The sequence below is a fragment of the Streptomyces erythrochromogenes genome (assembly GCF_040684695.1).
Lineage (GTDB): Bacteria > Actinomycetota > Actinomycetes > Streptomycetales > Streptomycetaceae > Streptomyces > Streptomyces erythrochromogenes_C.
Map to the genome: position 1 here is coordinate 137,810 of NZ_JBFBGM010000013.1, position 25,296 is coordinate 163,105.

20 protein-coding genes and 1 riboswitch are annotated in these 25,296 nt (G+C 72.2%); of the genes, 10 read left to right on the top strand and 10 right to left on the bottom strand.

Going from position 1 to position 25,296, the window contains the following annotated elements; genetic code table 11:
* Positions 1 to 24: 24 nt before the first annotated feature.
* Positions 25 to 306 carry an HPr family phosphocarrier protein gene (locus AB0O53_RS20550; protein WP_030012489.1) on the top strand — a complete coding sequence of 94 codons (282 nt, stop codon included), beginning with the start codon at positions 25 to 27 and terminating at the stop codon, positions 304 to 306.
* Positions 307 to 568: 262 nt separating this feature from the next.
* Here AB0O53_RS20550 and AB0O53_RS20555 read toward each other — a convergent pair whose 3' ends face one another.
* The 4 genes from AB0O53_RS20555 to AB0O53_RS20570 form a co-directional block, all read right to left on the bottom strand.
* Positions 569 to 1,246, bottom strand: coding sequence for a GntR family transcriptional regulator (locus AB0O53_RS20555; RefSeq protein ID WP_351002057.1), 678 nt, complete (start codon positions 1,244 to 1,246; stop codon positions 569 to 571).
* A gap of 208 nt (positions 1,247 to 1,454) precedes the next feature.
* Positions 1,455 to 2,255, bottom strand: coding sequence for a M23 family metallopeptidase (locus AB0O53_RS20560; RefSeq protein WP_351002055.1), 801 nt, complete (start codon positions 2,253 to 2,255; stop codon positions 1,455 to 1,457).
* A gap of 13 nt (positions 2,256 to 2,268) precedes the next feature.
* Positions 2,269 to 2,427, bottom strand: a riboswitch (cyclic di-AMP (ydaO/yuaA leader).
* 215 nt (positions 2,428 to 2,642) lie between these two features.
* Positions 2,643 to 4,010, bottom strand: a complete 1,368-nt coding sequence (locus tag AB0O53_RS20565) for a M16 family metallopeptidase (protein WP_351002065.1) — start codon at positions 4,008 to 4,010, stop codon at positions 2,643 to 2,645.
* A 20-nt stretch (positions 4,011 to 4,030) separates the two neighbouring features.
* Positions 4,031 to 5,398 carry a M16 family metallopeptidase gene (locus tag AB0O53_RS20570; RefSeq protein ID WP_365197260.1) on the bottom strand — a complete coding sequence of 456 codons (1,368 nt, stop codon included), beginning with the start codon at positions 5,396 to 5,398 and terminating at the stop codon, positions 4,031 to 4,033.
* Positions 5,399 to 5,639: 241 nt separating this feature from the next.
* Here AB0O53_RS20570 and AB0O53_RS20575 point away from each other — a divergent pair, with 241 nt between their 5' ends.
* From AB0O53_RS20575 to AB0O53_RS20590, 4 genes are all read left to right on the top strand, one after another.
* Positions 5,640 to 8,096 carry a DNA gyrase/topoisomerase IV subunit A gene (locus AB0O53_RS20575; protein WP_351002051.1) on the top strand — a complete coding sequence of 819 codons (2,457 nt, stop codon included), beginning with the start codon at positions 5,640 to 5,642 and terminating at the stop codon, positions 8,094 to 8,096.
* Positions 8,097 to 8,202: 106 nt separating this feature from the next.
* The gene (locus tag AB0O53_RS20580; protein ID WP_365197262.1) at positions 8,203 to 10,299 is read left to right on the top strand and encodes a restriction endonuclease; all 2,097 of its coding nucleotides are present in this window, start codon (positions 8,203 to 8,205) and stop codon (positions 10,297 to 10,299) included.
* A gap of 236 nt (positions 10,300 to 10,535) precedes the next feature.
* The gene (locus AB0O53_RS20585; RefSeq protein ID WP_351002047.1) at positions 10,536 to 11,030 is read left to right on the top strand and encodes a hypothetical protein; all 495 of its coding nucleotides are present in this window, start codon (positions 10,536 to 10,538) and stop codon (positions 11,028 to 11,030) included.
* Between the two features lie 104 nt (positions 11,031 to 11,134).
* Positions 11,135 to 12,055 carry a CAP domain-containing protein gene (locus AB0O53_RS20590; RefSeq protein WP_365197265.1) on the top strand — a complete coding sequence of 307 codons (921 nt, stop codon included), beginning with the start codon at positions 11,135 to 11,137 and terminating at the stop codon, positions 12,053 to 12,055.
* A 28-nt stretch (positions 12,056 to 12,083) separates the two neighbouring features.
* On the opposite strand, the gene AB0O53_RS20595 is transcribed toward AB0O53_RS20590, so the two are convergent.
* Both AB0O53_RS20595 and AB0O53_RS20600 read right to left on the bottom strand, forming a co-directional pair.
* A complete protein-coding gene (locus AB0O53_RS20595) occupies positions 12,084 to 13,223 on the bottom strand; it encodes a CobW family GTP-binding protein (protein ID WP_365197267.1) in 1,140 nt (379 codons plus the stop codon).
* 91 nt (positions 13,224 to 13,314) lie between these two features.
* Positions 13,315 to 14,490, bottom strand: coding sequence for a citrate synthase/methylcitrate synthase (locus AB0O53_RS20600; RefSeq protein WP_351002041.1), 1,176 nt, complete (start codon positions 14,488 to 14,490; stop codon positions 13,315 to 13,317).
* 65 nt (positions 14,491 to 14,555) lie between these two features.
* On the opposite strand from AB0O53_RS20600, the gene AB0O53_RS20605 reads away from it, so the two are divergent.
* The 4 genes from AB0O53_RS20605 (at position 14,556) to AB0O53_RS20620 (ending at position 19,031) form a co-directional block, all read left to right on the top strand.
* On the top strand, positions 14,556 to 15,806 hold the full coding sequence (locus tag AB0O53_RS20605) for a citrate synthase (protein ID WP_365197271.1): 1,251 nt from the start codon (positions 14,556 to 14,558) through the stop codon (positions 15,804 to 15,806).
* Positions 15,807 to 16,034: 228 nt separating this feature from the next.
* On the top strand, positions 16,035 to 16,601 hold the full coding sequence (locus tag AB0O53_RS20610; RefSeq protein ID WP_365197274.1) for a DUF3291 domain-containing protein: 567 nt from the start codon (positions 16,035 to 16,037) through the stop codon (positions 16,599 to 16,601).
* Positions 16,602 to 16,713: 112 nt separating this feature from the next.
* The gene (locus AB0O53_RS20615) at positions 16,714 to 18,315 is read left to right on the top strand and encodes a sensor histidine kinase (protein ID WP_351002035.1); all 1,602 of its coding nucleotides are present in this window, start codon (positions 16,714 to 16,716) and stop codon (positions 18,313 to 18,315) included.
* Complete coding sequence (locus AB0O53_RS20620; RefSeq protein WP_351002033.1) at positions 18,312 to 19,031, top strand: DUF7342 family protein; 720 nt, start codon at positions 18,312 to 18,314, stop codon at positions 19,029 to 19,031. The genes AB0O53_RS20615 and AB0O53_RS20620 overlap by 4 nt, the downstream gene beginning before the upstream one ends.
* A 64-nt stretch (positions 19,032 to 19,095) precedes the next feature.
* Here AB0O53_RS20620 and AB0O53_RS20625 read toward each other — a convergent pair whose 3' ends face one another.
* From AB0O53_RS20625 to AB0O53_RS20635, 3 genes are all read right to left on the bottom strand, one after another.
* Entirely contained in the window at positions 19,096 to 20,688 is a 1,593-nt protein-coding gene (locus tag AB0O53_RS20625; protein ID WP_351002031.1) for a monocarboxylic acid transporter, read from the bottom strand.
* Positions 20,685 to 21,170, bottom strand: a complete 486-nt coding sequence (locus AB0O53_RS20630; RefSeq protein ID WP_351002029.1) for a DUF485 domain-containing protein — start codon at positions 21,168 to 21,170, stop codon at positions 20,685 to 20,687. The genes AB0O53_RS20625 and AB0O53_RS20630 overlap by 4 nt, the downstream gene beginning before the upstream one ends.
* A 143-nt stretch (positions 21,171 to 21,313) precedes the next feature.
* Complete coding sequence (locus AB0O53_RS20635; RefSeq protein WP_031146487.1) at positions 21,314 to 23,434, bottom strand: DNA gyrase/topoisomerase IV subunit B; 2,121 nt, start codon at positions 23,432 to 23,434, stop codon at positions 21,314 to 21,316.
* A 447-nt stretch (positions 23,435 to 23,881) separates the two neighbouring features.
* Here AB0O53_RS20635 and AB0O53_RS20640 point away from each other — a divergent pair, with 447 nt between their 5' ends.
* Positions 23,882 to 24,115, top strand: coding sequence for a DUF7455 domain-containing protein (locus AB0O53_RS20640; RefSeq protein ID WP_030028922.1), 234 nt, complete (start codon positions 23,882 to 23,884; stop codon positions 24,113 to 24,115).
* Positions 24,116 to 24,296: 181 nt separating this feature from the next.
* Here AB0O53_RS20640 and AB0O53_RS20645 read toward each other — a convergent pair whose 3' ends face one another.
* Positions 24,297 to 25,223 (bottom strand): serine protease, encoded by a 927-nt coding sequence (locus AB0O53_RS20645; protein ID WP_351000746.1) that lies wholly within the window; start codon positions 25,221 to 25,223, stop codon positions 24,297 to 24,299.
* Positions 25,224 to 25,296: the final 73 nt, after the last annotated feature.

A 25,296-nucleotide genomic window follows, 5' to 3' on the forward strand; every position in this document is an offset into this window, starting at 1 on the left:
GTTGAGAACCTGAAGGGCATCACCATGGCAGAGCGCCGCGTCAACGTCGGGTGGGCCGAGGGCCTGCACGCTCGTCCCGCCTCGATCTTCGTCCGTGCGACGACCGCTTCCGGCGTCCCGGTGACCATCGCGAAGTCCGGCGGCGACCCCGTCAACGCCGCCTCCATGCTGGCGGTACTGGGCCTGGGCGCCCAGGGTGGCGAGGAGATCGTCCTCGCCTCCGAGGCCGAGGGTGCGGACGCCGCACTGGACCGCCTCGCGAAGCTGGTCGCCGAAGGCCTCGAGGAACTCCCCGAGACCGTCTGACCCTTCGGGTTCACCCCGCGAACGGCGAGGCCGCGTCCCCCACGAGGGGCCGCGGCTTCGGCGTTCCGGAACCAGGAAATGCGGCGCGACGGAAAAGAGGCCCGCGCCGACGGGCCGGGCAGAATTCCGCGGCGCAGCATTCAGCCGGGCGGCGCTTCCCCGCCCACCCGCCCGCAAGAATTCGGCACGGCGAATTACCGGGCGCAGTGATTTATCAGGCGCAGCGAATTCACGCGACGGCATCCTTTGTATACGGCTCCTGTTAATGCCGGCCGCTCGACATGTTTACGGCAGGTTGCGAAGTGCTCACCACAGGCCGCTGCCGCAGCCGGTGCGCGGCCGCCGCGCGGTCGGCGTGGACCGCGGCCAGCGCCCGCGCCCGTTCGGCGTCGCCGCGGGCCACCGCGTCCACGATCGCCCCGTGTTCCGCCCAGGACTCCGCGGGCCGGACCGGGGCCTCCACCACGAACATCCACGCCACCTTGTGGCGCATCTGGGTCAGCAGCGCGATCAGCCCGGGGCTGCCGGAAGCCTGCGCGAGCGTCTCGTGGAACCAGCCCCCCAGGGACCGCAGGTCCTCGCCCTGACCGCGCCTGGCCCGCTCCTGCCCCAGCCTGACCAGCCCCCGCAGCACCTTCAGGTGCGCGTCGGTGCGGCGCCGGGCGGCCCTGGCCGCCGCCAGCGGCTCCAGCAGCATCCGCAGCTCCAGCAGATCCGCCGCCTCCTGCGCGGTCGGCTCGGCCACGCAGGCCCCGGCGTGCCGCCGCGTGGTCACGAAGCCCTCGGACTCCAGGGTCCGCAGGGCCTCGCGGACCGGGACGCGCGAGACCCCGTACCGGCGGGCCAGCACCTCCTCCGTCAGCCGACCGCCCGGTTCGAACACCCCGGAGACGATGTCGTCGCGAATTGCCGTGCATACCGCGTGCGCAGGAATACGCAAGACCGAACCTCCGCCTATTTCCGACCACCGGCTCCCGTGCGCATCCACACGCACGCATCGACTCTATTGCAGCACAGCATAATTTCGAGAGCCGACCGAAATCCGAAACATTGCGCCGGAGTGCAAAAACACGAAGACCCCGGCTCGGGAGACGGGGTCTTCGTGAAGCGGTGCGTCGCGCGCTGCGCCCGGTGGGCGGCGCGGAGGGTCAGAGGCTGACGCCGTGCGAGCGCAGGTACGCGATCGGGTCGATGTCCGAGCCGTACTGCGAGCCGGTGCGGGCCTCGAAGTGCAGGTGCGGGCCGCTGGAGTTGCCGGTGGAGCCCGACAGGCCGATCTGCTGGCCCGGGGTGACCTGCTGGCCGACCGAGACGTTCAGCGACGACATGTGGCCGTACTGCGTGAAGGTGCCGTCGTTGTGCTTGATGACGACGTTGTTGCCGTACGCACCGCCCCAGCCGGCCTCGACGACGGTGCCGAAGCCCACCGCGTGGACCGAGGTGCCGGAGGCGGCGTGGAAGTCGATGCCGGTGTGGCTGCCGGAGGACCACATGCCGCCGCCCGCCTTGTACTGCGTGCTGACGTAGGAGTCGTCCAGCGGGGAGACGAAGGTGTTGAGGCGCTTGCGCTCCTCCTCACGGGCGGCGCGCTCGGCGGCCTCGCGCTCGGCCTTCGCCTTGGCCTCGGCGAGGCGCTTGGCCTCGGCGGCCTTCTGCTTGGCGTCGGCCTCGGCCTGGGCCTTGGCGGCGGCGTGCTCGGCGGCGCGCTGCTGGGCCTCCGCCTGGTCCGTGATGTCGCCCGCGAGGTCCTCGGCGACGACGACGGCACCCAGCCCGTTCTCCGGGGCGGAGCTGCTGTGGTTGTCCGCGGCGAAGGCCGGGGCGGCGAGGGAGCCGACCACACCCGTGGTGGCGATCGCGGCGATACCGGCGTAGCCGGCGGTCTTCTTGCTCAGGCGGCTGGAACCACGGTGCTTGCCGGAACCAGCGGGACGACTGCCAAACGCCATGAAGGGTTTGATCCTTTCCTTCCTTCTCGCCTACCGGGTTAGCTGACGGGTTCGGAGCAGGAAGGTCTCCTACGGGCCTCCTCTTGCGAGGGGGTCCGATTCACCCCAGGGACTGATGTGGGTCCCCGGCTCCCCAGGCTCGCGCCTGACGGGGACTCGGCGATCGCTGTCCGGTGCCGCGGGTGCGGCGGGCACAACTGACGGACAGCACGCCTGACGCTAGGCGGATCATCAGTCAATCGCCAAACAGACGCGCCTTTTTGTTGCGTACGCCACACCACATACAAGCAACCTCACCACTAAACGGACAAAAAGGGGCTCCGGCGGAAAACCGCCGGAGCCCCTTGCGCCGTGCCTCAATTGCCCGTCATCCGGGCGCCCGCGACGTCAGTTGGTGACGACCGTGACGTCACCGATCCCGAGGGCCCGCACGGGCTCCTCGATCTGCGCGGCGTCGCCCACGAGGATCGTGACCAGCCGGTCCGCCGGGAAGGCCTGCACGACCGCCGTGGTCGCCTCCACCGTGCCCGTTTCGGCCAACTGCGCGTACAGCTGTGCCTGGTAGTCGTCCGGCAGCTCCTGCTCGACCTGGTCGGCCAGGGTGCCGGCGACCGAGGCGGCCGTCTCGAACTTCAGCGGGGCCACGCCCACGAGGTTCTGCACGGCCACGTCGCGTTCGGCGTCGGTCAGTCCGCCCTCCGCGAGGGTGCGCAGCACCTTCCAGAGGTCCTCCAGCGCCGGTCCGGTGTTGGGGGTGTCCACCGAGCCGCTGATGGCGAGCATCGAGGCGCCCTTGCCGTCCGCCGTGGAGCGCAGCACCTGGCCGAAGGCGCGCACCCCGTAGGTGTACCCCTTCTCCTCGCGCAGCACCTTGTCCAGGCGGGAGGTGAGGGTGCCGCCCAGGCAGTACGTGCCGAGCACCTGGGCCGCCCACACCCGGTCGTGGCGGTCCGCCCCGATCCGGCCGATCAGCAGCTGGGTCTGGACGGCGCCCGGCCGGTCGACGATCACCACGCGGCCGGTGTCGTCGGCGGTCACCGGCGGCACGGGACGGGCCTCGGCGGTGTCACCCGTCCAGGCGCCCAGCGTGTCCGCCAGCACGGCGTCCAGGTCGATGCCGGTCAGGTCGCCGACGACCACCGCGGTGGCGGTGGCGGGGCGTACGTGGGCCTCGTAGAAGGCGCGTACGGCGGCGGAGTCGATCCGCGCGACCGTCTCCTCGGTGCCCTGGCGCGGGCGGGACATCCGCAGGGACGCCGGGAAGAGCTCCTTGGAGAGCTGCTTGGCGGCGCGGCGCTGCGGGTTGGCCAGCTCGTGCGGGATCTCGTCGAGCCGGTTGCGCACCAGCCGGTCGACCTCGGCGTCGGCGAACGCGGGGGCGCGCAGCGCCTCGGCGAGCAGGCCCAGCGCCTTGGCCAGCCGGGAGGCCGGGACCTCCAGGGAGACCCGCAGGCCGGGGTGGTCGGCGTGCGCGTCGAGGGTGGCTCCGCAGCGCTCCAGCTCGGCCGCGAACTCCTCGGCGGTGTGCTTGTCGGTGCCCTCCGACAGGGCGCGCGCCATGATGGTCGCCACGCCGTCCAGGCCCTCGGGCTCGGCGTCGAGGGGCGCGGTGAGGTTGATCTCGACCGCGACGACCTGCTGGCCCGGGCGGTGGCAGCGCAGCAGGGTCAGCCCGTTGGACAGCGTCCCGCGCTCGGGGGCCGGGAAGGCCCACGGCTGCGGCTCGCCGGCCTGCGGGCGCGGGTGGAAGGTCATCGTGACGGCTGCGGTGTCGCTCACTGCTCCGCCCCCTCGTTCTCGTCGCTGTCGGCGTTCTCTTCGCCCTCTTCGCCCTCGGCCCCGTGCGCCGCGAGCGGCTCGTAGACGAGCACCGCGCGGTTGTCCGGACGCAGTCGGGCCGCGGCCACGGCCTGCACCTCCTCGGCGGTGATGTCGAGGACGCGCCCGACGGCGGTGAGGGCCAGCTGCGGGTCGCCGAACAGCACCGCGTACCGGCACAGTTCGTCGGCGCGGCCGGCCACCGTGCTCAGCCGGTCCAGCCACTCGCGCTCCAGCTGCGCCTGCGCCCGCTCCATCTCCTCGGCCGTCGGCCCCTCGGCGGCGAACCGCGCGAGCTCCTCGTCGACGGCCGCCTCGATGGCGGGGATCTCGACCCCGCTGGAGGTCTTGACGTCCAGCCAGCCCAGCGAGGGCGCCCCGGCCAGGCGCAGCATGCCGAAGCCCGCGGCGACGGCCGTCTGGTCGCGGCGCACCAGTCGGTTGTGCAGCAGCGAGGACTCGCCGCCGCCCAGGATCGTCAGGGCCACGTCCGCGGCGTCGCACTCGCGGGTGCCGTCGTGCGGCAGCCGGTAGGCGGCCATCAGCGCACGCGCCGGGACCTCCTCGGTGATCTCCTCGCGCAGCTGCTCCCCGATGATGTCGGGCAGCGAGCCGTCACGGGGCGGCTGCTTGCCGTCGTGGGAGGGGATGGTGCCGAAGTACTTCTCGATCCAGGCGAGGGTCTTCTCCGGGTCGATGTCCCCGACGACCGACAGCACCGCGTTGTTGGGCGCGTAGTAGGTACGGAAGAAGGTGCGCGCGTCCTCCAGGGACGCGGCGTCCAGATCGGCCATGGAACCGATCGGGGTGTGGTGGTACGGGTGGCCCTCGGGGTACGCCAGGGCGGTCAGCCGCTCGAAGGCGGTGCCGTACGGCACGTTGTCGTAGCGCTGGCGGCGCTCGTTCTTGACGACGTCGCGCTGGTTCTCCATCGACTCGTCGTCCAGGGCGGCCAGCAGCGACCCCATCCGGTCCGCCTCCAGCCAGAGCGCGAGCTCCAGCTGGTGGGTCGGCATCGTCTCGAAGTAGTTGGTGCGCTCGAAGCTGGTGGTGCCGTTGAGGGAGCCGCCGGCGCCCTGGACCAGCTCGAAGTGGCCGTTGCCCGGTACGCTCGCCGAACCCTGGAACATCAGGTGCTCGAAGAGGTGAGCCAGACCGGTGCGCCCCTTGACTTCGTGGCGCGAGCCGACGTCGTACCAGAGACAGACCGCGGCGACCGGGGTCAGGTGGTCCTCGGAGAGCACCACGCGCAGGCCGTTGGCCAGCCGGTGCTCGGTCGCTGTCAGGCCGCCGGAGCCGGCCTGGGCTGTGGCCGTGTGACCCATGGGCATGTGGTCCCTTCGATCGCGATGCAGAGATTTCCGTCAGACCTGCCACTGTATGCAAGCGCGCCGACCACCGGATAAGTTCCCGGGCCAGACCTGGGTCGGAGTCGGCGTTGTCGGTCCCTCGGGACACAATGGTGCGCGTCGCACCCCCGCCGGACACCGGCAGGACCCAGCCAGACCCCGCCAGACCAGCCAGACACCCAGCACATCCCATTCTTGGTTAAGGAGCCGCGCAGCGATGGCCCGCCGCAGCACGAAGACCCCGCCGCCGGAGGATTTCGAGGAGAAGATCCTCGACATCGACGTCGTCGACGAAATGCAGGGCTCCTTCCTCGAGTACGCGTACTCGGTGATCTACTCCCGTGCCCTGCCCGACGCCCGGGACGGCATGAAGCCGGTGCACCGCCGGATCGTGTACCAGATGAACGAGATGGGTCTGCGTCCCGACCGCGGGTACGTGAAGTGCGCCCGCGTCGTCGGCGAGGTGATGGGCAAGCTCCACCCCCACGGCGACGCCTCGATCTACGACGCCCTCGTGCGCATGGCCCAGCCCTTCTCCATGCGGCTGCCGCTGGTCGACGGACACGGGAACTTCGGCTCGCTGGGCAACGACGACCCGCCGGCCGCGATGCGGTACACCGAGTGCAAGATGGCCGACGCCACGTCGCTGATGACGGAGTCGATCGACGAGGACACCGTCGACTTCACCGCCAACTACGACGGCCAGGAGCGGGAGCCGGTCGCGCTCCCCGCCGCCTACCCGAACCTGCTGGTCAACGGGGCGTCCGGGATCGCGGTCGGCATGGCGACGAACATGCCCCCGCACAACCTCGGCGAGGTCATCGCGGCGGCCCGCCACCTGATCCGGTACCCGCAGGCGGACCTGGAGGCGCTGATGCGCTTCGTGCCGGGTCCCGACCTGCCCACGGGCGGCCGGATCGTGGGCCTCTCGGGCATCAAGGACGCCTACGAGAACGGCCGCGGCACCTTCAAGATCCGCGCCACGGTGGCCGTGGAGAACGTGACGGCGCGCCGCAAGGGCCTCGTCGTCACCGAACTGCCCTTCACGGTCGGCCCCGAGAAGGTCATCGCGAAGATCAAGGACCTGGTCGGCTCGAAGAAGCTCCAGGGCATCGCCGACGTCAAGGACCTCACCGACCGCGCCCACGGCCTGCGCCTGGTCATCGAGATCAAGAACGGCTTCCACCCGGAGGCCGTACTGGAGCAGCTCTACAAGCTGACGCCGATGGAGGAGTCCTTCGGCATCAACAACGTGGCGCTGGTGGACGGGCAGCCGCTCACCCTCGGCCTCAAGGAGCTGCTGGAGGTCTACCTCGACCACCGCTTCGAGGTCGTCCGGCGGCGCAGCGAGTTCCGCCGCACCAAGCGCCGGGACCGCCTGCACCTCGTCGAGGGCCTGCTGGTCGCCCTCATCGACATCGACGAGGTCATCCGGCTGATCCGCGACAGCGAGAACTCCGCCCAGGCCAAGGCCCGGCTCATGGAGCGGTTCTCGCTCAGCGAGACCCAGACCCAGTACATCCTGGACACCCCGCTGCGCCGGCTGACCAAGTTCGACCGCCTGGAGCTGGAGTCCGAGCGCGACCGCCTGACGGGCGAGATCGACGAGCTGACCGGGATCCTGGAGTCCGACAACGAGCTGCGCAAGCTGGTCTCCGCGGAACTGGCCGCCGTCGCGAAGAAGTTCGGCACCGAGCGCCGTACGGTCCTGCTGGAGTCGGCGGGCACCGCGGTGGCGGCCGTTCCGCTGGAGGTCGCGGACGACCCGTGCCGGGTGCTGCTGTCCTCGACGGGCCTGCTGGCCCGTACGGCCAACGGCGAGCCGCTGCCCCAGGACGGGGGCGGCGCCCGGGCCAAGCACGACCTGATCGTCTCGCAGGTCGCGGCGACCGCGCGGGCCGACGTCGGTGTGGTCACCTCCGCGGGCCGGCTGCTGCGGCTCTCGGTGATCGACCTGCCGCAGCTGCCGGACACGCACGCCGCGCCGAACCTCGCGGGCGGCGCACCGGTCTCGGAGTTCCTCTCCGGGCTGGAGGCGGACGAGAAGGTGGTCTGCCTGACCTCGCTGGACGAGTCCTCGCAGGGCCTGGCGCTGGGCACCGAGCAGGGCGTGGTCAAGCGCGTCGTGCCGGACTACCCGGCCAACAAGGACGAGCTGGAGGTCATCACCCTCAAGGACGGCGACCGGATCGTCGGCGCGGTCGAACTGCGCACCGGCGAGGAGGACCTGGTCTTCATCACCGACGACGCCCAGCTGCTGCGCTACCCGGCGGGCCAGGTCCGCCCGCAGGGCCGTCCGGCCGGCGGCATGGCGGGCATCAAGCTCTCCGAGAACGCCAAGGTGATCCACTTCTCGGCCGTGGATCCGGCGCGGGACGCGGTGGTCTTCACGGTGGCGGGCTCGCACGGCACCCTGGACGACTCGGTGACCTCCGGGAAGCTGACCCCCTTCGACCAGTACCCGCGCAAGGGCCGGGCCACCGGCGGTGTGCGCTGCCAGCGGTTCCTGAAGGGCGAGGACCTGCTGGTACTGGCCTGGGCCGGCGGCTCCCCCGCCCGCGCGGCGGCGGCGAACGGCGCTCCGGCCGAGCTGCCGGCGACGGACCCGCGCCGGGACGGTTCGGGCGCGCCCCTGCCGGCAGTCGTGGCAACGCTGGCGGGCCCCGCACTGTAGGGGTTCCCGACCATTCGGGTGGTACGTCCGGGGGACGTACCACCCGAATGGCGACTAGTGTTTTCCCTCTTGGCACTGTCGGGTGGGGCGGGAGAACACAGAGCTGATGAGTCGTCGGTCGGGCGGATTGATCGGGGACTGGGCCGAGGCCCAGCGCCGGATGCAGCAGACGCAGCTGATCCAGCACCGCGAGGCGGAACGCCGCCAACGTGCGTACGAACGCGAGGCGGCCCGGGGGCAGCGCGAGCAGCAGGCCGCCTACCGCCAGCATCGCGAGGCCGAGGCGCGACGACGTACGGCGCGCATCGAGGCAGAGGTCGCCGCACTGCAGGGGCTGCTGGCCGCGGGCTGCCGGGCACCGGCGTTCCGCACGTCCGCGCTGGTCAGGCCGGAACAGCTGGAACCCTTCGCCCCGGGCAGTCTCGCCCATCCGCTGCCGATGCCGCGCCTGGAGCAGTTCCAGCAGCAGAGCAGCGGCTGGACCCTCGGCTCGAACCGCCGGGCGCAGGCGGAGCGCGAGGCGCACGCCCGCTACACCCAGGCCTGGCAGGCCGCGCATGCCGCGGAGGTGCAGCGGCAGCAGCAGCTGGCGGCGTACCGGCAGCAGTACGACCAGTGGGCGGCGCAGCAACTCGCCGGGATCCGGCAGCACAACAACGGTCTCGCCGAGCTGGCCAGGGCGCTGCGCGCGGGTGACGCCGAGGCCGCAGTGGAGTACTTCTCCGCCGCCCTCTACGCCTCCACCGCCTGGCCCGAGGCACTGCCCAGGCAGCTGGCCGCCGCCTACGATCCGGGGGCGCGCGAGTTGGTGCTGGACTGGCAGCTGCCGGGGTTCCAGGTGGTGCCCGAAGCCAAGTCGGTCCGGTACATGCCGAGTACGGACCAGGACAAGGAGACGGCTCGTCCCGCCACCCAGCGGCGCGCGCTGTACCGGGACCTGCTGGCACAGTGCCTGCTGCTGGTGGCGCGCGAGCTGTACGCCGCGGACGAGTTCGGCGCGCTCGAGTCCGTCGTGGTCAACGGCTTCGTGGACGACCACGATCCGGTGACGGGGCAGGAGGCCCGGATCGTGCTCGCTTCGGTGTCGGCGGCCCGCCCCGCCTTCGCGGGGCTTCGGCTGGAGCAGGTCAGCGCGGTGGACTGCCTGGTGGAGGGGTTGCGCGGGCAGCTGTCGGCGCGGCCCGACCAGCTGACTGCCGTACGCGCGGGACGCAGGCCCGACGAGGTCGGCGGCGGAGTCGTCAGCCACGGCGGGCACGCGGACGACGACGAGGACGAGCCGGACCTCTTCGTGATGGACCCCATCGCCTTCGAGAACCTGGTGGCGGAGCTCTTCCGGGCGATGGGCATGGAGGCGGTGACCACCCAGCGGTCCGGCGACGGCGGCGTCGACATCGAGGCGAACGACCCTTCCCCGATCACGGGCGGGCGGATCGTCGTCCAGGTCAAGCGCTACCGCAACACCGTGCCGCCCACGGCGGTACGGGACCTGTACGGCACGGTCCAGGACAAGGGCGCGAACAAGGGGGTGCTGGTCACCACCTCGTCCTTCGGGCCGACGTCGTACACCTTCTCCAACGGCAAGCCGCTGGAGTTGGTTCCCGGCGAGAAGCTGGTGGAGCTCCTGCACCAGTACGGGCTGCGCGGGCGCCTCGGTGGCGGCCCGGCAACCCCGGCCCCGGTCCCGGCGCAGCGCGCCGGCGAACCCGCCCCGTCGGACGACCACAACGTGCTCGGCATGACCTGGGCGGGCCGGGTCGCTCTGGACGTGTGCGCCCTCGTCTGCACGGGCAACCGGGTGCTCAGCGAGGACCACTTCGTCTTCTTCAACAACCCGCGCACGCCGGACGGTTCGGTACGGGCCCGGGCGCACGCCGCGCCGGACAAGGCGGCGCTGGAGGTGTCCTTCGAGGCCCTGCCGCGCGAGGCGGACCGGCTGGTGCTCGTGGCCGCCGTGGACCCGGAGGCCGATCCGCATGCCGACCTGGCCGGCTTCACCGATGCCCGGATCCGGCTCCTGGACGCGGCGGGTGCGGAGGCCGGTCAGCTGGAGGTCTCCGACGGCCGGGCCGGCGAGACCGCGCTGGTGCTGGGCTCGTTCCGGCGCAGGCCGAACGGCGACTGGGACTTCGTGATCGGCGGCAAGGGCTACCGCGGCGGCCTGGAGGACCTGCTGCGCGAGTACGGCGTCGACGTCGCCTAGGCCGTCTCTTTCGGATCTTGTCGGCCGAGCCCGCGTTGTCCGGTGCCATGGGGTCTCCCCAGGCCCGCAGGGCCGAGGGGAAGGATCGCAAGGCGGAGGAGCTCCTCGCGTACTGGGCGTACTCAGGAGCCCCGACAACCTGGGGGTCCCCCCGGACGGAGTCTGGGGGATGAGGTGCGGTGCCGGGCAGCGCGGGCCCGGCAAGATCCGAGAGAGACGGCCTAGGGGTGGAGCGGATGGACGAGTCCGACGACCGGGCGCCCGAGCCGGTCTGGGTGGTGGCCGCGAACGTCGTGGCCTGGCGTCGCTGCGGGGTCGGCGGCCAGGAGCTGCGCCCGGGGACGAAGTTCTTCAAGGGCGGGGCGAAGGTGTACGTGTCCGGGGTGTACTGCGGTCCGGGGGGTGACCGGGTCACGGTGGCGGGCCGCGAACGGCACTCCGGCCGGTGGATCGTCATCGACACCGCGACACGCCACCTCCACAACTTCCGGCCGCAGCTCGTCCACACTCCGCGCGTCCTGGAACGGCTGGGCGAGGAACGCTACGCACGCGGCTTCACCGAGGAGCGCTACGCGGTGGACGCCGCCCCGGTGCTGGAGCGGTACGCACGCCAGTACCGCGCCGCGACGGCGCCCGGCAGCCCGCATCCGGACCGCTGCCGGTGTCACGCCTGCCTCACCGGCGAGGCCCTCGCCGCAGACGACTCCGACGGTCCGGCGGCCGCCGGATAGCCGTGGCCCCATCGCATCGCGCGGAGAAAGTGTTATCGCCGCCCGTCCCGCGGGTCTCCTCTTGTGTCAGGCCGAGTGGGCCGTCACACCTCCGAGGAGATGCGATGCAGTTGCGCGACGACGAGTTCGGGCAGGACCGGGCGGAGCGACCTTCCGGGCCGCGCCACGCGGGCCGGGTGGCCGGTGGCCGCCGCCGGCCCCGCAGGAAGATGCCCGTGCCGGCGGCGGTCGCCACCGTGGTCCTGCTGACCGGAGCCGGGAGCGCGTACACGCTCATATCGGGTGAGTCTCCTGCCCGCACCGCTGCGACGGCCTCGTCCTCTTCCCCTTCTTCGGCCTCGTCCTCGTCCTCGTCTTCGGCCTCGTCCTCCGACGCCGTCGGCCCGGGCCCTCTGGACGGCCCGGCCTCCCCCGCCACCGGGGCCGGTGCGACGGAGGGAACCCCCGCGGCCGGGGCGGCACCGAGCGCGAACGCCACCGCCGCCTCCCCCTCGCGTACCGCGGCGTCGCCCGAACCCGCCGCCACGCAGTCCGCGAAGACCGACCGGGCCGCGCAGCCGACCCGTGGCCCGTCGGGCAGCGGTCCGGTGGGACCGGACCCGAAGGTGCCCGGCGCCCGCATCTCGACGCAGGACGTCCGAACGGCCCAGTCGCTGTCACTTCAGCTGCTGAACAACGAACGGGCCACCGTCGGCAGGCCTCCGCTCGTACTCAGGCAGGACCTCAGCGACTTCGCCCGCAAGTGGGCCGAACACATGAAGAAGAACGGGTTCGGCCACTCCTCCAACGAGGAGCGCGCCTACCTGAACACCGGCTCGCGCACCTGGACGGGCGAGAACATCGTGTGGTGGAGCGATGCCTCGATGACCGCCCAGGAAGCCGCCGAGAAGTTCCAGTCGATGTGGCGCCACAGCCCCGGCCACTACAAGGCGCAGGTCAGCGCGGAGTTCACCGAGGTGGGCGTGGGGCTCTACCACGACGCCTCCGGCTGGTGGGGCGTGCACAACTTCTCGGACGGCAAGTAGGCGACGGGCCGCGCCCGGCACTCCTTGGTCAATACGCGGGGGACGTCTCGGAAGCATCCGTCTCGGAAGCATCCGGCTCGGGCGCGTCCGGCTCGGAGGGGTCCGGCTCCGGGGCGTCGCCCCAGTCCTCCGCGGGCCGGTCGACGTAGCGCAGCACGCCCCACATGCTCTCGGGGTTCGCGTCCTGCGGCGCCGCCTCGCGGCAGGCCTCCAACTCCCCCACCAGGGCCTCGCCGTCGGTGCCCGAGCCGATCAGGACCAGTTGCGTCAGACGGGCTTCGCCCCGCCCCCAGGGCTGCGGGGCGAAGCGGAGGAAGCGGCCGACGGCCTGGATCTCGTAGCGCTCGCCGTGTCCGGGGACCCCGAACCACACGAAGCCCTTGATCCGGTAGAGGCCGGCCGGGCGCCGGTCGAGGAAGTCCATGAACCGGCGCGGGGAGAGGGCCTGCTCCGAGGTGAACTCCGTGCTCTCGTAGGCGGCGTGCGCGTGGGTGCAGTGGTCGCGCCCCCCCGCCTCCGCGAGCAGGTCCTCGAAGGACAGCTGTCCCCGGGTCTCGGTCCAGGGCCGGCGGTCGAAGAGCAGCTCCGCGTCGATGCGGCCGTGGTCGGCGCCCACGACCGGGGTGCCCGGCGCGCAGAGCGCGGCGAGTTCGGTCTCGATCCTGGCGCGTTCGACCGGGTCGACCCGGTCGGTCTTGTTGAGCACCACCAGGTCCGCGACGGCGAGGTGGCGGTCGGTCTCCGGGTGCCGGGCCCGGGTCGCGTCGAACTCCGCCGCGTCCACGACCTCCACCATGCCGCCGTACCGGACGGCCGGGTTCTCGTTGGCCACCAGCATGCGGATCATCTCCTCGGGCTCGGCCAGGCCGCTCGCCTCGATGACGATCACGTCGATCCTGTGGACGGGCGCGGAGAGCTTCTCCAGGTACGCGTCCAGCTCGCTGCCGTCGACGGCGCAGCACAGGCAGCCTCCGCCGAGGGAGACCATCGAGTCCCCGACCTGGCCGGCCACCGACATCGCGTCGACCTCGATGGAGCCGAAGTCGTTGACGACGACCCCGACGCGGGTGCCGCCGCGGCCGGCGAGGAGGTGGTTCAGCACGGTGGTCTTCCCGGATCCGAGGAATCCGGCGAGGACGACGACGGGGATGGGCTGCCTGCTGTTCACCCGTCCGATCGTAGCCAGGCCGGGCGGGCCGGGGTCACGTCCGGGGCCGTGCCCGGCGTCCCGCCCGGGGTCAGACCGTGTCAGGCCCGGGTCAGGCCATCAGCGGCACCGGCTGCGGAGGGGTGGGGCCCTTGTACCGGGCGGCCGGTCGGATGATCTTCGAGTCGGTGGCCTGCTCCAGGATGTTCGCGCTCCAGCCGACGACCCGGGCCGCGCAGAACGTCGGGGTGAACATCTCGCGCGGCAGCCCGCAGAGCTCCATGACCACGCCCGCGTAGAACTCCACGTTGGTGTGCAGTTCGCGGCCCGGCTTGAGTTCGGCGAGGATCTCCTCCACCTGGCGCTCGACCTGCACGGCGAAGTCCACGAGGGGGCCGCCGAAGCCGAGGGCGATCTCGCGCAGCATGCGCGAGCGGGGGTCCTCGGTGCGGTAGACGGGGTGCCCGAAGCCCATGATCCGGTCGCCGGCGAGGACGCGCTCGCGGATCCACGGCCCGATCCGGTCCACGGTGCCGATCGCGTCGAGGGTGTCCAGGGCGCGGCTGGGGGCGCCGCCGTGCAGCGGTCCGGAGAGCGCGCCGATGGCCCCGGTCAGACAGGCGGCGACGTCGGCGCCGGTGGAGGCGATCACCCGAGCGGTGAACGTCGAGGCGTTGAAGCCGTGGTCCACGGTGGATATCAGGTACCGCTCGACCGCACGGGCCCGGGCGGGGTCGGGCTCCTCGCCGGTCAGCATGTAGAGGTAGTTGGCGGCGTAAGGAAGGTCCGTGCGCGGCTCGACCGGCTCCAGGCCCTGGCCCAGCCGGTGCAGGGCGGTGAGCAGGGTCGGCACCGCGGCGCAGGCCGCCAGCGCGTCCGCGGCCCGCCGCTCGGGGGTGAGGTCGTACACCGGCCGGAAGCCCGCGGAGGCGCCGAGCAGCGAGAGCGCGGTGCGCAGCCCGGCGAGCGGGCCGGAGAGCCGGGTCGCGCGGGCCAGGTCCGGCAGGACCGCCCGCACCTCCTCGGGCAGCCGGCGCAGCGCGGCGGTCTCGGCGGTGAAGGCGGCCCGCTCGGCGGGGTCCGCCGGGAGGGCGCCGCGGAACATCAGGTGCCACACGTCCTCGAAGCTGCGGACGGCCGCGAGCTCCACGGCCGAGTACTGGCGGTAGTGGTAGAAGCCCTCCCGGCCCCGGACGTCCCCGAGCTCGGTTTCGGTGACCACGACCCCCGCGAGGCCCCGCGGTCCTTCGATGGTGCTGTCGGTGGTGTTCATGCATCGACCATCCATGATGGATTTGATCGCTGTCAATATTGATTGAATCAACATAGCAATGCATCTGTAGGGTGTTCGGCATGAGTGACCAGACGGACGGCGGACGCAGGCTCAGCACGCAGGAGGCGGCGCGGGTGCTCGGCGTGAAGCCTGCGACGGTGTACGCCTACGTCAGCCGGGGCCAGCTCGCCAGCCGCCGCGATCCGGCAGGGCGGGGCAGCAGCTTCGACGCGGCCGAGGTCGAGGCGCTGGCCCGGCGCAGCCGGCGCGAGGCTGCGGCGGCGCCCGCCGGTGAACTCGCCGTCCGCACGGCGCTCACCCTGATCGAACCCGACCGGTACTACTTCCGTGGCGTCGACGCCGTGGACCTCGCCTCGCGGTACCCCTACGAGGAGGTCGCCGAGTGGCTCTGGACGGGGAACCTCACCCTCGGGGCCCGGTTCACCGCTCCTGCGGAGGTACTGGAGGCGGCCCGCCGGGCGGTGGACGCCCTGCCGGCCCACAGCGGCCCGGTCGACCGGCTGCGCGTGGCGGTCGCCGCCGCCGCGGTGGCGGACCCGCTGCGCTTCGACCTGTCGGAGGAGGCCGTGCTGGGCTCCGCGCGCTGCCTGATCCCGACACTGGTCGGCGCCCTGCCGGCGGCGGGCGGCGGACGGGCCGGCGACGGCCGGATCGCCCGCCAGCTGTGGTCCCGGCTGACGTCCCGGGAGCCGGACCCGGACGCCCTCGCCGTCCTGGACCTGGCCCTCGCTCTGCTGGTCGACCACGACCTGGCCGCCTCCACGCTCGCCGTACGGGTGGCCGCGTCGGCGCGTGCGCATCCGTACGCAGCGGTGTCGGCCGGGCTCGGCGCACTCGAAGGACCGCTGCACGGCGCGGCCGGACGGCTCGCGCACCGGATGCTGGTGGAGGTGCTGGACCAGGGCGGTGCCGCGCCGGTGGTCGCCGAGTACCTGCGGGCGGGACGCCGGGTCCCGGGCCTGGGCCACCGCCTCTACCGCGGCGAGGACCCCCGGGCGGGCGCGCTGTTCGCACGCCTGGAGGGGCTGGACGAGGCCGCCCCCGCACTGGCGGCGGCCCGCGAGGTGGTCGCGGTGACGAGCCGCCAGGGCGGGCTCCACGCCAACGTCGACCTGGCGCTGGCGGTCCTGACGGTGTCCTGCGGCATGGCCCCCGAGGCCGGCGAGACAGTCTTCGCGGTGGCCCGAACGGCGGGCTGGATCGCCCACGCGCTGGAGGAGTACCAGGAGCGCCCGCTGCGCATGCGGCCGAGCGGCCAGTACCACGGCCCGCGCCCGCCCCAGCCGATCCCCCAGGGGCCGGTCGCATAGCCCCGGGGCGGCCGGCTTGACGGCCGGGGCGCGAAATGCCGGGCGCGGGAGGCCACTTGAGCAGGGAAAAAGCAACTTCGACAGGGCCCGCACAGGCCGCTACCTTCACCTGGTCCCCGGCGGTCGCGACGGCCGCCCGGGAGTTCCTCCAGGCCGCGCCGCCCGCGACGGGATGAGCAGGCCACCGGACCGCGCCCACAACAGGCACCCCCGACCAGGGAGAGACGCATGCCCCATCTCGCTCTGTACACCTTCGGCACCCTGAAATCCCCTCTCTCCGATCCCGCACCGCTCACGAGCGAGTTCTACGAGCGCGGTGAGGCCGTCTACCGGCGGATCAGCCGTCACCCCGGATATCTCGCGCGCGCCGAAACGGCCGACGGCGACCGGGGTCTGCTCTTCGGGGCGGACTGGGGTGCGTGGGGAGACTTCGCCGTGCCGACCTGGTACGACAAGGGCCGCACGGCGCAGACCACCGCCCTGGCCACGACCCTCTCCCTCTGGACCGGCCTGCGCGCCGCCTTCGACGCCGTCTACACCGGCCTGCACCGCGAGGCGCTGGCCCGGCGCCACGACTGGTTCGAGAAGAGGACGGGGCAGCCGTCCCACGTGTGCTGGTGGGTCTCCGACGGCGCGATACCCACCTGGCAGGACGGGGTCTCCAGGCTGGAGCACCTCCACGCCCACGGCTCCGCGCCGCACGCCTTCACCTTCCACCGCCCGTTCGCCCCGGACGGAACGGCCGCCCCGGACGGAACGGCTGAAGCTCCACGACACCCGCTTCACCCGCAGTGACCGCTGGAACACGGCCCGGCCGCGAGGGGAGTGGGGTACCCGACAAGCGGGGCGCACATGTTCCGCTTGTGCCGGGGCCGACCTACCGTTGCTGTCCATGCGGTTCCCCCTCATGAGCGCTCGGCGCCTCGGGCTGCCCAGACGGGCGGTCTCGCAGATCCTGCTGACCCAGCTGGCCATCGCTGCCGGGGTCGTCGTCCTGGCCACGGGCCTGTTCCTCGCGCCGCTCGGCGCCCAGCTCGACGACCAGGCCATGCGCCGTGCCCTGGCCATCGCGCAGAGCGCCGCAGCGGACCCCGCGATCGCCGCGGGCCTCCTGGACTCCGGGGCGTCGGCGGACAGCCCGGTGCAGGCCTCGGCCGAACGGATCCGCCGGGCGACGGGCGCCGAGTACGTCGTCGTCCTCGACCTGGACGGCATCCGCCGCTCGCACCCGAGCCCCGACCGGATCGGGCTGCCGGTCTCCACCGACCCGAGCGACGCCCTGGCCGGCCGCGAGGTCATGGAGATCGACGACGGCACCCTGGGGCGCTCCGCACGCGGCAAGGTCCCGCTCATCGCCGCCGACGGCGAGATCGTCGGCGCGGTCTCGGTCGGCATCGCCTACGACAGCGTCCGCGACCGTCTGCTCGGGGCCATCCCGGGCCTGCTCGCCTACGCCGGCGGCGCCCTGGCCGCGGGCGCCCTCGCCGCCTACCTCCTCTCCCGCAGGATCCAACGCCAGACCCGCGACCTGGCCTTCTCCGACATCGCCGGCCTGCTCGCCGAACGCGAAGCCATGCTGCACTCCATCCGCGAAGGCGTGATCGCCCTCGCCCCCGACGGCCGGGTCCGGCTGGTCAACGACGAGGCCGCCCGCCTGCTGGGCCTCACCCCGGACTCCACCGGCACCTTCGCCGGGCAACCGCTCGACGACGTCCTCGGCCCCGGCCGCACCGCAGACGTACTCTCCGGCCGCGTGACGGGCCGCGACCTGCTCACCGTCCAGGGCCCGCGGGTCCTGGTCGCCAACCGCATGCCCACCGCGGACGGCGGGGCCGTGGCCACCCTGCGCGACCGCACCGAGCTGGAGCACCTGAGCCGCGAACTGGACTCCACCCGCGGCCTGATCGACGCCCTGCGCGCCCAGGACCACGAACACGCCAACCGCCTCCACACCCTCCTCGGCCTGCTGGAGCTGGGCCTGCACGAGGAAGCGGTGGAATTCGTGACCGAAGTCGTCGGAGTCCACCGCACGACCGCCGAACAGGTCACCGAGAAGGTCCACGACCCACTGCTGGCCGCCCTCCTCGTGGGCAAGGCCACCGTCGCCGCCGAGCGCGGCATCCCCCTGCGGCTGGCGGCCGCCACCCTCCTTCCCGACCGCCTGGTCGACCCGGGCGGGCTCGTCACGATCGTCGGCAACCTGGTGGACAACGCCCTGGACGCCGCCGCCGGCGCAGCGGCGCCCCTGGTCGAGGTGGAGCTGCGCGCGGAGGGCCGTACCGCCGTACTGCGGGTGCGCGACAGCGGCCCCGGGGTCCCCGCCGCGCGCCGCGAGGAGATCTTCACGGAGGGCTGGTCGACCAAGCAGCCCCGGGCCCACCGCGAGCGCGGGCTGGGCCTCGCCCTCGTACGCCGCCTCGCGGAGCGGCAGGGCGGCAGCGCCCGGGCCGGTGAAGCAGCGGACGGAGGGGCGGAATTCTCCGTCGTACTTCCGGAGGCCCTGCGATGAACGAGACCCCGATCCACGTATTGGTCGTCGACGACGACATGCGTGTTGCCCGGATCAACGCGGCGTACGTGGCGAAGGTTCCCGGTTTCCGGGTGATCGCGCAGGCCCATTCGGCCGCCGAGGCCCTGGACTTCCTCTCCGCCCACCCGGTGGACCTGGTCCTCCTGGACCACTACCTCCCCGACGAGAACGGCCTGGACCTGGTCCGCCGCCTGCGCCAGCGCGGCGACGGAACCGATGTGATCATGGTCACCGCCGCCCGCGATCTCGCCACCGTGCAGGCCGCCATGCGCCTCGGAGCCCTCCAGTACCTGGTCAAACCGTTCACCTTCGCCGGGCTCCGCGCCCGCCTGGAGGCGTACGGTTCGCTGCGCCGCGCCCTGGACACGGGCGGCGAGGCCGAACAGGCAGAGGTGGACCGGATCTTCGGCGCCCTCGCCGGGGCGGCTTCCGTGAACGAGCTCCCCAAGGGCCATTCGCCCACCACGGCGGAGCTGGTCCGCCAGGTGCTGCGCTCCGCCGAAGGCCCCCTGTCCACCCAGCAGATCGCCGACCGCGCGGGCATCAGCCGCCAGACCGCCCAGCGCTATCTGAAGCTCCTCGAACGCTCCGGCCGTGTCTCCCTGGCCCTGCGCTACGGCGAGACCGGCCGCCCGGAGCACCGCTACACCTGGCTCCCGCCGGAGGGGCCGGGCCGGTCCGACGCCCAGGCCTGACCCCTCAGGCCAGCCTCCCGGCCCGGCGCCTCCGATCCGGGGCCCTCCGGTCCGGCTCGTCCGCTCAGACCGCTCCCGCACCGGTCAGCGAGCGGACCTCCGTCTCCGCGTGCCTCGCCTCGTCCGGTTGCTCGCCGGAGGTGACCGTGCCCAGCCAGCCGGCCAGGAAGCCCAGCGGGATCGAGACGATCCCGGGGTTCTGCAGCGGGAAGAACTGGAAGTCGACCCCGGGGAACAGCGATTCGGGGCTGCCCGACACCACGGGCGAGACCAGCACCAGCAGGACCGCCGGCACCAGGCCTCCGTACACCGACCACACGGCTCCGCGCGTGGTGAACCCACGCCAGAAGAGCGAGTACATGAGCACCGGGAGGTTGGCCGAGGCGGCCACCGCGAAGGCCAGCCCCACCAGGAACGCCACATTGAGGTCCTGCGCGAGCAGCCCGAGGGCGATGGCCACCGCCCCGATGCCCACGGCGGCGGCCCGGGCCACCGAGACCTCGCTGCGCTGCCTGGCGTGCCTGCGCTTGAGCGAGGCGTACAGGTCGTGGGCCACGGACGCGGACGAGGCCAGCGTGATGCCGGCCACCACGGCCAGGATGGTGGCGAAGGCGATGGCCGCGACGAAGGCGAACAGCACCGCGCCACCGGTGGTTTCGGCGCCTCCCCCGAGGAAGGCCGCGAGCAGCGGCACGGCCGTGTTCCCCGAGGCGTTGGAGGCCCGTACCTCGTCCGGTCCGACCAGGGCCGCCGCTCCGAAGCCGAGGACGATGGTCATCAGGTAGAAGCTGCCGATCAGCCCGATCGCCCACACCACGGAGCGGCGGGCCGCCCGGGCGGTGGGCACGGTGTAGAAGCGCGACAGGATGTGCGGCAGTCCGGCGGTTCCGAGGACCAGCGCGAGGCCGAGGCTGATGAAGTCGAAGCGGGCGGTCCAGTCCCCGCCGTACTTCAGTCCGGGACCCAGGAACGCCATTCCGTGCCCGCTGCGTTCGGCGGCGCTGGTGAGCAGCCGGTCGAAGTCTCCGTGGAAGCGCAGCAGCACGAGCACGGTCAGCGTGACCGCCCCGCCCATCAGCAGCACGGCCTTGACGATCTGGATCCAGGTGGTGGCCCGCATTCCGCCGAAGGACACGTAGACCACCATCAGGGCGCCCACCCCGACCACGGTGAGGGTGCGGGCCGCGGCGCTCGAGTTCCCGAGCAGCAGCCCGACCAGGCTGCCCGCGCCGACCATCTGCGCGACGAGGTAGAGCACGGAGACGACGACCGAGGACGTACCGGCGGCGATCCGCACCGGGCGCTCGCTCATCCGGGCGGCGACCACGTCGGCGAGGGTGAAGCGCCCGCAGTTGCGCACCAGTTCGGCGACGAGGAACAGCACCACCAGCCAGGCGACGAGGAATCCCACCGAGTAGAGCAGGCCGTCGTAGCCGAAGAGGGCGATCAGCCCGGAGATGCCGAGGAAGGAGGCGGCGGACATGTAGTCGCCCGCGATGGCGAAACCGTTCTCCATCGGGGAGAAGAGTCGCCCTCCGGCGTAGAACTCCTCGGCCGAGCCGTGCCGGTTGCGGCTGACCCAGGTGGTGATGCCCAGGGTCACCGCGATGAAGAGGCTGAACAGCATCAGCGCCAGGGTCTGGTGCTCGGTGGTCACCGGCCCGCCCTCCTCGCCCGGTTCCGGTCCTGGCCACGCTCCTGCTCGAAGACGGTCCAGCGCAGGTCGAGTGCGGCCCGGTCCCGGCGCAGCCGCGCATGGCGGGCGTAGGCCCAGGTGAGCAGGAAGGTGCTGAGGAACTGGCCGAGCCCCGCCAGCATGGCCACGTTGACCGCGCCCAGGACCGGCCGGGCCATCAGAGCGGGCGCGGCCGTGGCGGCGACCACGTAGGCGACGTACCAGAGGAAGAACCCGGCGGTCGCGGGGACGACGAACCGGCGATAGCGGCTGCGGACCTCCTGGAAGGCCGCGCTGCGCTGCACTTCCCGGTAGATGTCGGATGCGCCGGGCGCCGGCCGGACGGCAGGGGCCGGCCGGGGCGGGGACGGTTCCGCGCCCTCGCCCCAGCCGACGGCCAGCGCGTCGTACCAGGGGTCGTCCAGCCGGATCGTTCCGGCATCGCGCCCTTCGTGCTTGTCCACCGAACTCTCCTTGTCCGCTGCCGCATTGGCCGCGTGCCCACAAGGATGTGCGGAATGGACGGTTTCCGGACTGGTGTACCGGTGCTCTTCACTCCAACAGGTGATGGAGCGAAGGGCACCGGTGTGCCCGGCGCCCGCCCGTGTCAGGCGTCGATGCGCGAGCGGTCCAGCGTCGCCGCGGAGCTCGTGATGAACTCCTTGCGCGGGGCCACCTCATTGCCCATAAGCAGATCGAAGACCTGCTCGGCGGAGTCCAGGTCGCCGATGTTGATCCGGCGCAGGGTACGGAAGCGGGGGTCCATGGTGGTCTCCGCCAGCTGGTCCGCGTCCATCTCGCCGAGGCCCTTGTAGCGCTGGATCGAGTCCTTGTAGCGGATGTTCTTGCGCTGGTACTCCAGAAGGGTCTGGCGCAGCTCGTTGTCCGAGTACGTGTAGACGTACTTGTCCTGGCCCTTCTTCGGCTGGACCAGCTCGATCCGGTGCAGCGGCGGGACGGCCGCGAAGACCCGGCCGGCCTCGACCATCGGCCGCATGTAGCGCTGGAAGAGCGTGAGCAGCAGGCAGCGGATGTGCGCGCCGTCCACATCGGCGTCGACGAGCAGCACGATCTTGCCGTAGCGGGCGGCGTCGATGTCGAAGGTACGGCCCGAGCCGGCCCCTATGACCTGGATGATCGCCCCGCACTCGGCGTTCTTGAGCATGTCCGAGACCGAGGACTTCTGGACGTTGAGGATCTTGCCGCGGATGGGCAGGAGCGCCTGGAATTCGGAGTTCCGGGCGAGCTTCGCGGTGCCGAGGGCGGAGTCGCCCTCGACGATGAAGAGCTCGCTGCGGTCCACGTCGTCGCTGCGGCAGTCGGCCAGCTTGGCGGGCAGGGAGGAGGTCTCCAGCGCGGTCTTGCGGCGCTGCGCCTCCTTGTGCTGGCGGGCCGCGATCCGGGTCCGGGCGGCCGCGACGATCTTCTCCATCACGGCGCGTGCCTGCTGCTTGTCGTCGCGCTTCGTGGAGGTCAGGAAGGCCTTGAGCTCCTTGGCGACCACGGCGGCGACGATCCGCGTGGCGGCCGAGGTGCCGAGCACCTCCTTGGTCTGACCTTCGAACTGGGGTTCGGCCAGGCGGACCGTGACGACGGCCGTCATGCCCTCCATCGCGTCGTCCTTGACCACGTCGTCCTCGGCGACGCGCAGCAGCTTGGCCGAGCGCAGCACCTCGTTGACGGTCTTGGTCACGGAGCGTTCGAAGCCGGTGACGTGGGTGCCGCCCTTGGGGGTGGCGATGATGTTCACGAAGGACTTGACGTTGGTCTCGTAGCCCGTGCCCCAGCGCAGGGCGATGTCCACGCCGAGCTCGCGGGTGACCTCGGTGGGGGTCATGTGGCCGCGGTCGTCGAGGACCGGGACGGTCTCCTTGAAGGTGCCCGATCCGGTCAGCCGCAGCACGTCGCAGGCGGCCTTGTCCTGGGCGAGGTACTCGCAGAACTCGCTGATGCCGCCGTCGAAGCGGAAGGTCTCCTCGGTCTTGCCGGCCCCGTCGATGCCCCGCTCGTCGCGCACGACCAGGGTCAGGCCGGGGACCAGGAAGGCGGTCTGGCGGGCGCGCTGGTACAGCGTCTCCAGGCCGAGACGGGCGTCCTTGAGGAAGATCTGGCGGTCGGACCAGTAGCGGATCCGGGTGCCGGTCTTGCCCTTCGCGATGCGCTTGACCTTGCGCAGGCCGTTCGCCGGGTCGAAGGGGCTGTCGGGGCCCTGCTCGGTGAACATGCCGGGGACGCCGCGGCGGAAGCTGATGGCGTGGGTGGAGCTGCCGCGGTCGACCTCGACGTCCAGGCGGGCGGAGAGGGCGTTGACCACCGAGGCGCCGACACCGTGCAGGCCGCCGGAGGCCGCGTACGAGCCGCCGCCGAACTTGCCGCCCGCGTGCAGCTTGGTCATGACGACCTCGACACCGGACAGGCCGGTCTTGGGCTCGACGTCCACGGGGATGCCGCGGCCGTTGTCCCTGACCTCGACGGAGGAGTCCTCGTGGAGGATCACTTCGATGTGGTCGCAGTAGCCGCCCAGGGCCTCGTCGACGGAATTGTCGATGATCTCCCACAGGCAGTGCATGAGGCCCCGGCTGTCGGTCGAGCCGATATACATGCCGGGACGCTTGCGGACGGCCTCCAGCCCTTCGAGGACGAGCAGGTGCCGCGCGGTGTAGTTGGAACCGTCCCGGTCTGCTCCGGACAGCAGCGCGCTGGAAGGCACGGACGTGTCGGCGGTCACGCAGTTCGCTCCTCGCTGAATTTCTTTTCTGGCCCTGTCGGGCGCAGGGGTGGCTCGGGTGCCCGTCGAAGGGTACCGAGGCCAGGTAGAGCCGATGCAACGCCACCCTCGCGCTTTCCTCACCCTAGTCCAGATCCGTACGGATGTTCGATCCCCCGGGCGGGTGAAGGAAACATCACGTTCCCTTCCGCGCATGAACCATTTAGGGTTCGGGCACGTCCTCATGAACAACCTGGCACTCTCGCCGGGGAGGATGGAACTGCAACAAGCGCACGAGTGACAACGCGAAACCGTAAAGCAACGCAATACGGCTCCTTCGCCGCCAACCGGCAACAGCCGGCCAGCTTCGGAAGGAAGTTTCGAGGAAAAGCCGCGAGCGGGAACGTTTTCGGCCTGGTTGGATGTTGACCCTGGTACGACAGCTCGTCGAGCTAGAGAAGAGGCGACGTGACTACTGTTCTGACACCCGCGACCCCGCTGACGGCCGCTGACCGATGCGACCGTTGCGGCGCCCAGGCATATCTGCGCGTCGTCCTGCTGAGCGGCGGTGAACTGCTCTTCTGCGCCCACCACGGTCGCAAGTTCGAGCCGGAACTCAAGAAGATCGCCGCGGAAATACAGGATGAGACCGAGCGGCTCACGTCCGCTCCGGCTGCCCATGCCGAACCCGAGGACCGCTGACACACAGGCCTAACCTCGCATCCGACGAGCCAGGACCGGCCAGGCCGGTCGACGGGCGGCACCCCTGAGACCCAGGGGTGCCGCCCGTCCTCACGTCCGCCGCCGCCCGCCCTCGGGAAGGGCAGCGGTCCGGGCCCGCGGGTGTGCCGGGCCGCACGGCGGGGACACGGCCCGACCGCCCCTAACCCGCACGATGCCCCTGCACGGACCCTGCTCGGGCCCCGGAGCCCCTCCCGGCCCCCCACGCGGCATCCTGGCCCCCACCCGGCTGCGCGGCCCTCTCCGGGGCCGTCACGAAGCCGGTCAGCGGGGCGATGCGCGTGTACACCCCCGGGCTGTCGGCGCGCCCGCAGCCCCGGCCCCACGAGACGAGCCCGATGAGCCGTCCCTGGGCCACCAGCGGCCCGCCGCTGTCGCCCTGGCAGGCGTCCTTGCCGCCCCGGCCGTCCCCCGCGCACACCATGGATTCGGCCCGGAACTGTCCGTCGGCGTCTCCGGGGTACGCGCGCCCGCAGACCTCGTCCGCGAGCACCGTCACGCGGGCGGCCCGCAGCGCGTACGCGTAGTCACCGAAGCCGCTCGTGTCCCCCCAGCCGTAGACGTCCGCCTCGGTGCCCGCCCCGTACGCGGGGTGGCCGGCCTCCGCCATGGGAAGCACGTGGTCGGCCGGCACCGCCTCCGCCAGTTCCAGCACGGCGAGGTCCCCGGCGTTGCTCTGGGGGTCGTAGTCGGGGTTCACCCGCGCCCCGCGCACCGCGATCTCCCGGCCGTCGGCCGCCCGGAGCTCCGTACGGCCCGCGATGACCCGGAAGTCGGACACGGACTCGACGGGGCCGCCGAGCACCTGCCGGCCCAGGCAGTGCGCCGCGGTGACCACCCTGGTCGGGGCGACGAGGACGCCCCCGCAGAACTGACCGTCCCGCGTACCTCCGAACCGGTCACGGCTGGCCAGGGCCACGACCCACGGACTGTCGGCCACCTTCACCGGCTTCCCGCCGATCACCACGCTGTCCGCGGCCGCCTGAGGCATCTGGGCGAGCGGCGCCGCGGCCGCTCCCGCCGCCAGGGTCAGCGCGCCCGCCAGGACACGGGCAAAGGGACGACGCATGAGGCCTCCTGACTCCGAGTGTGCATGACTCCACCCAGAGTGGGATGCCCGGTGGCCGAGCGCACCCGCGCGG

Excerpts from the sequence above, each read along its gene's own strand:
- AB0O53_RS20550 (WP_030012489.1), top strand. The coding sequence starts at position 25 with ATGGCAGAGCGCCGCGTCAACGTCGGGTGGGCCGAGGGCCTGCACGCT.
- AB0O53_RS20560 (WP_351002055.1), bottom strand. The coding sequence starts at position 2,255 with ATGGCGTTTGGCAGTCGTCCCGCTGGTTCCGGCAAGCACCGTGGTTCC.
- AB0O53_RS20565 (WP_351002065.1), bottom strand. The coding sequence starts at position 4,010 with ATGACCTTCCACCCGCGCCCGCAGGCCGGCGAGCCGCAGCCGTGGGCC.
- AB0O53_RS20570 (WP_365197260.1), bottom strand. The coding sequence starts at position 5,398 with ATGGGTCACACGGCCACAGCCCAGGCCGGCTCCGGCGGCCTGACAGCG.
- AB0O53_RS20575 (WP_351002051.1), top strand. The coding sequence starts at position 5,640 with ATGGCCCGCCGCAGCACGAAGACCCCGCCGCCGGAGGATTTCGAGGAG.
- AB0O53_RS20580 (WP_365197262.1), top strand. The coding sequence starts at position 8,203 with ATGAGTCGTCGGTCGGGCGGATTGATCGGGGACTGGGCCGAGGCCCAG.
- AB0O53_RS20585 (WP_351002047.1), top strand. The coding sequence starts at position 10,536 with ATGGACGAGTCCGACGACCGGGCGCCCGAGCCGGTCTGGGTGGTGGCC.
- AB0O53_RS20590 (WP_365197265.1), top strand. The coding sequence starts at position 11,135 with ATGCAGTTGCGCGACGACGAGTTCGGGCAGGACCGGGCGGAGCGACCT.
- AB0O53_RS20600 (WP_351002041.1), bottom strand. The coding sequence starts at position 14,490 with ATGGATGGTCGATGCATGAACACCACCGACAGCACCATCGAAGGACCG.
- AB0O53_RS20605 (WP_365197271.1), top strand. The coding sequence starts at position 14,556 with ATGAGTGACCAGACGGACGGCGGACGCAGGCTCAGCACGCAGGAGGCG.
- AB0O53_RS20610 (WP_365197274.1), top strand. The coding sequence starts at position 16,035 with ATGCCCCATCTCGCTCTGTACACCTTCGGCACCCTGAAATCCCCTCTC.
- AB0O53_RS20615 (WP_351002035.1), top strand. The coding sequence starts at position 16,714 with ATGAGCGCTCGGCGCCTCGGGCTGCCCAGACGGGCGGTCTCGCAGATC.
- AB0O53_RS20620 (WP_351002033.1), top strand. The coding sequence starts at position 18,312 with ATGAACGAGACCCCGATCCACGTATTGGTCGTCGACGACGACATGCGT.
- AB0O53_RS20645 (WP_351000746.1), bottom strand. The coding sequence starts at position 25,223 with ATGCGTCGTCCCTTTGCCCGTGTCCTGGCGGGCGCGCTGACCCTGGCG.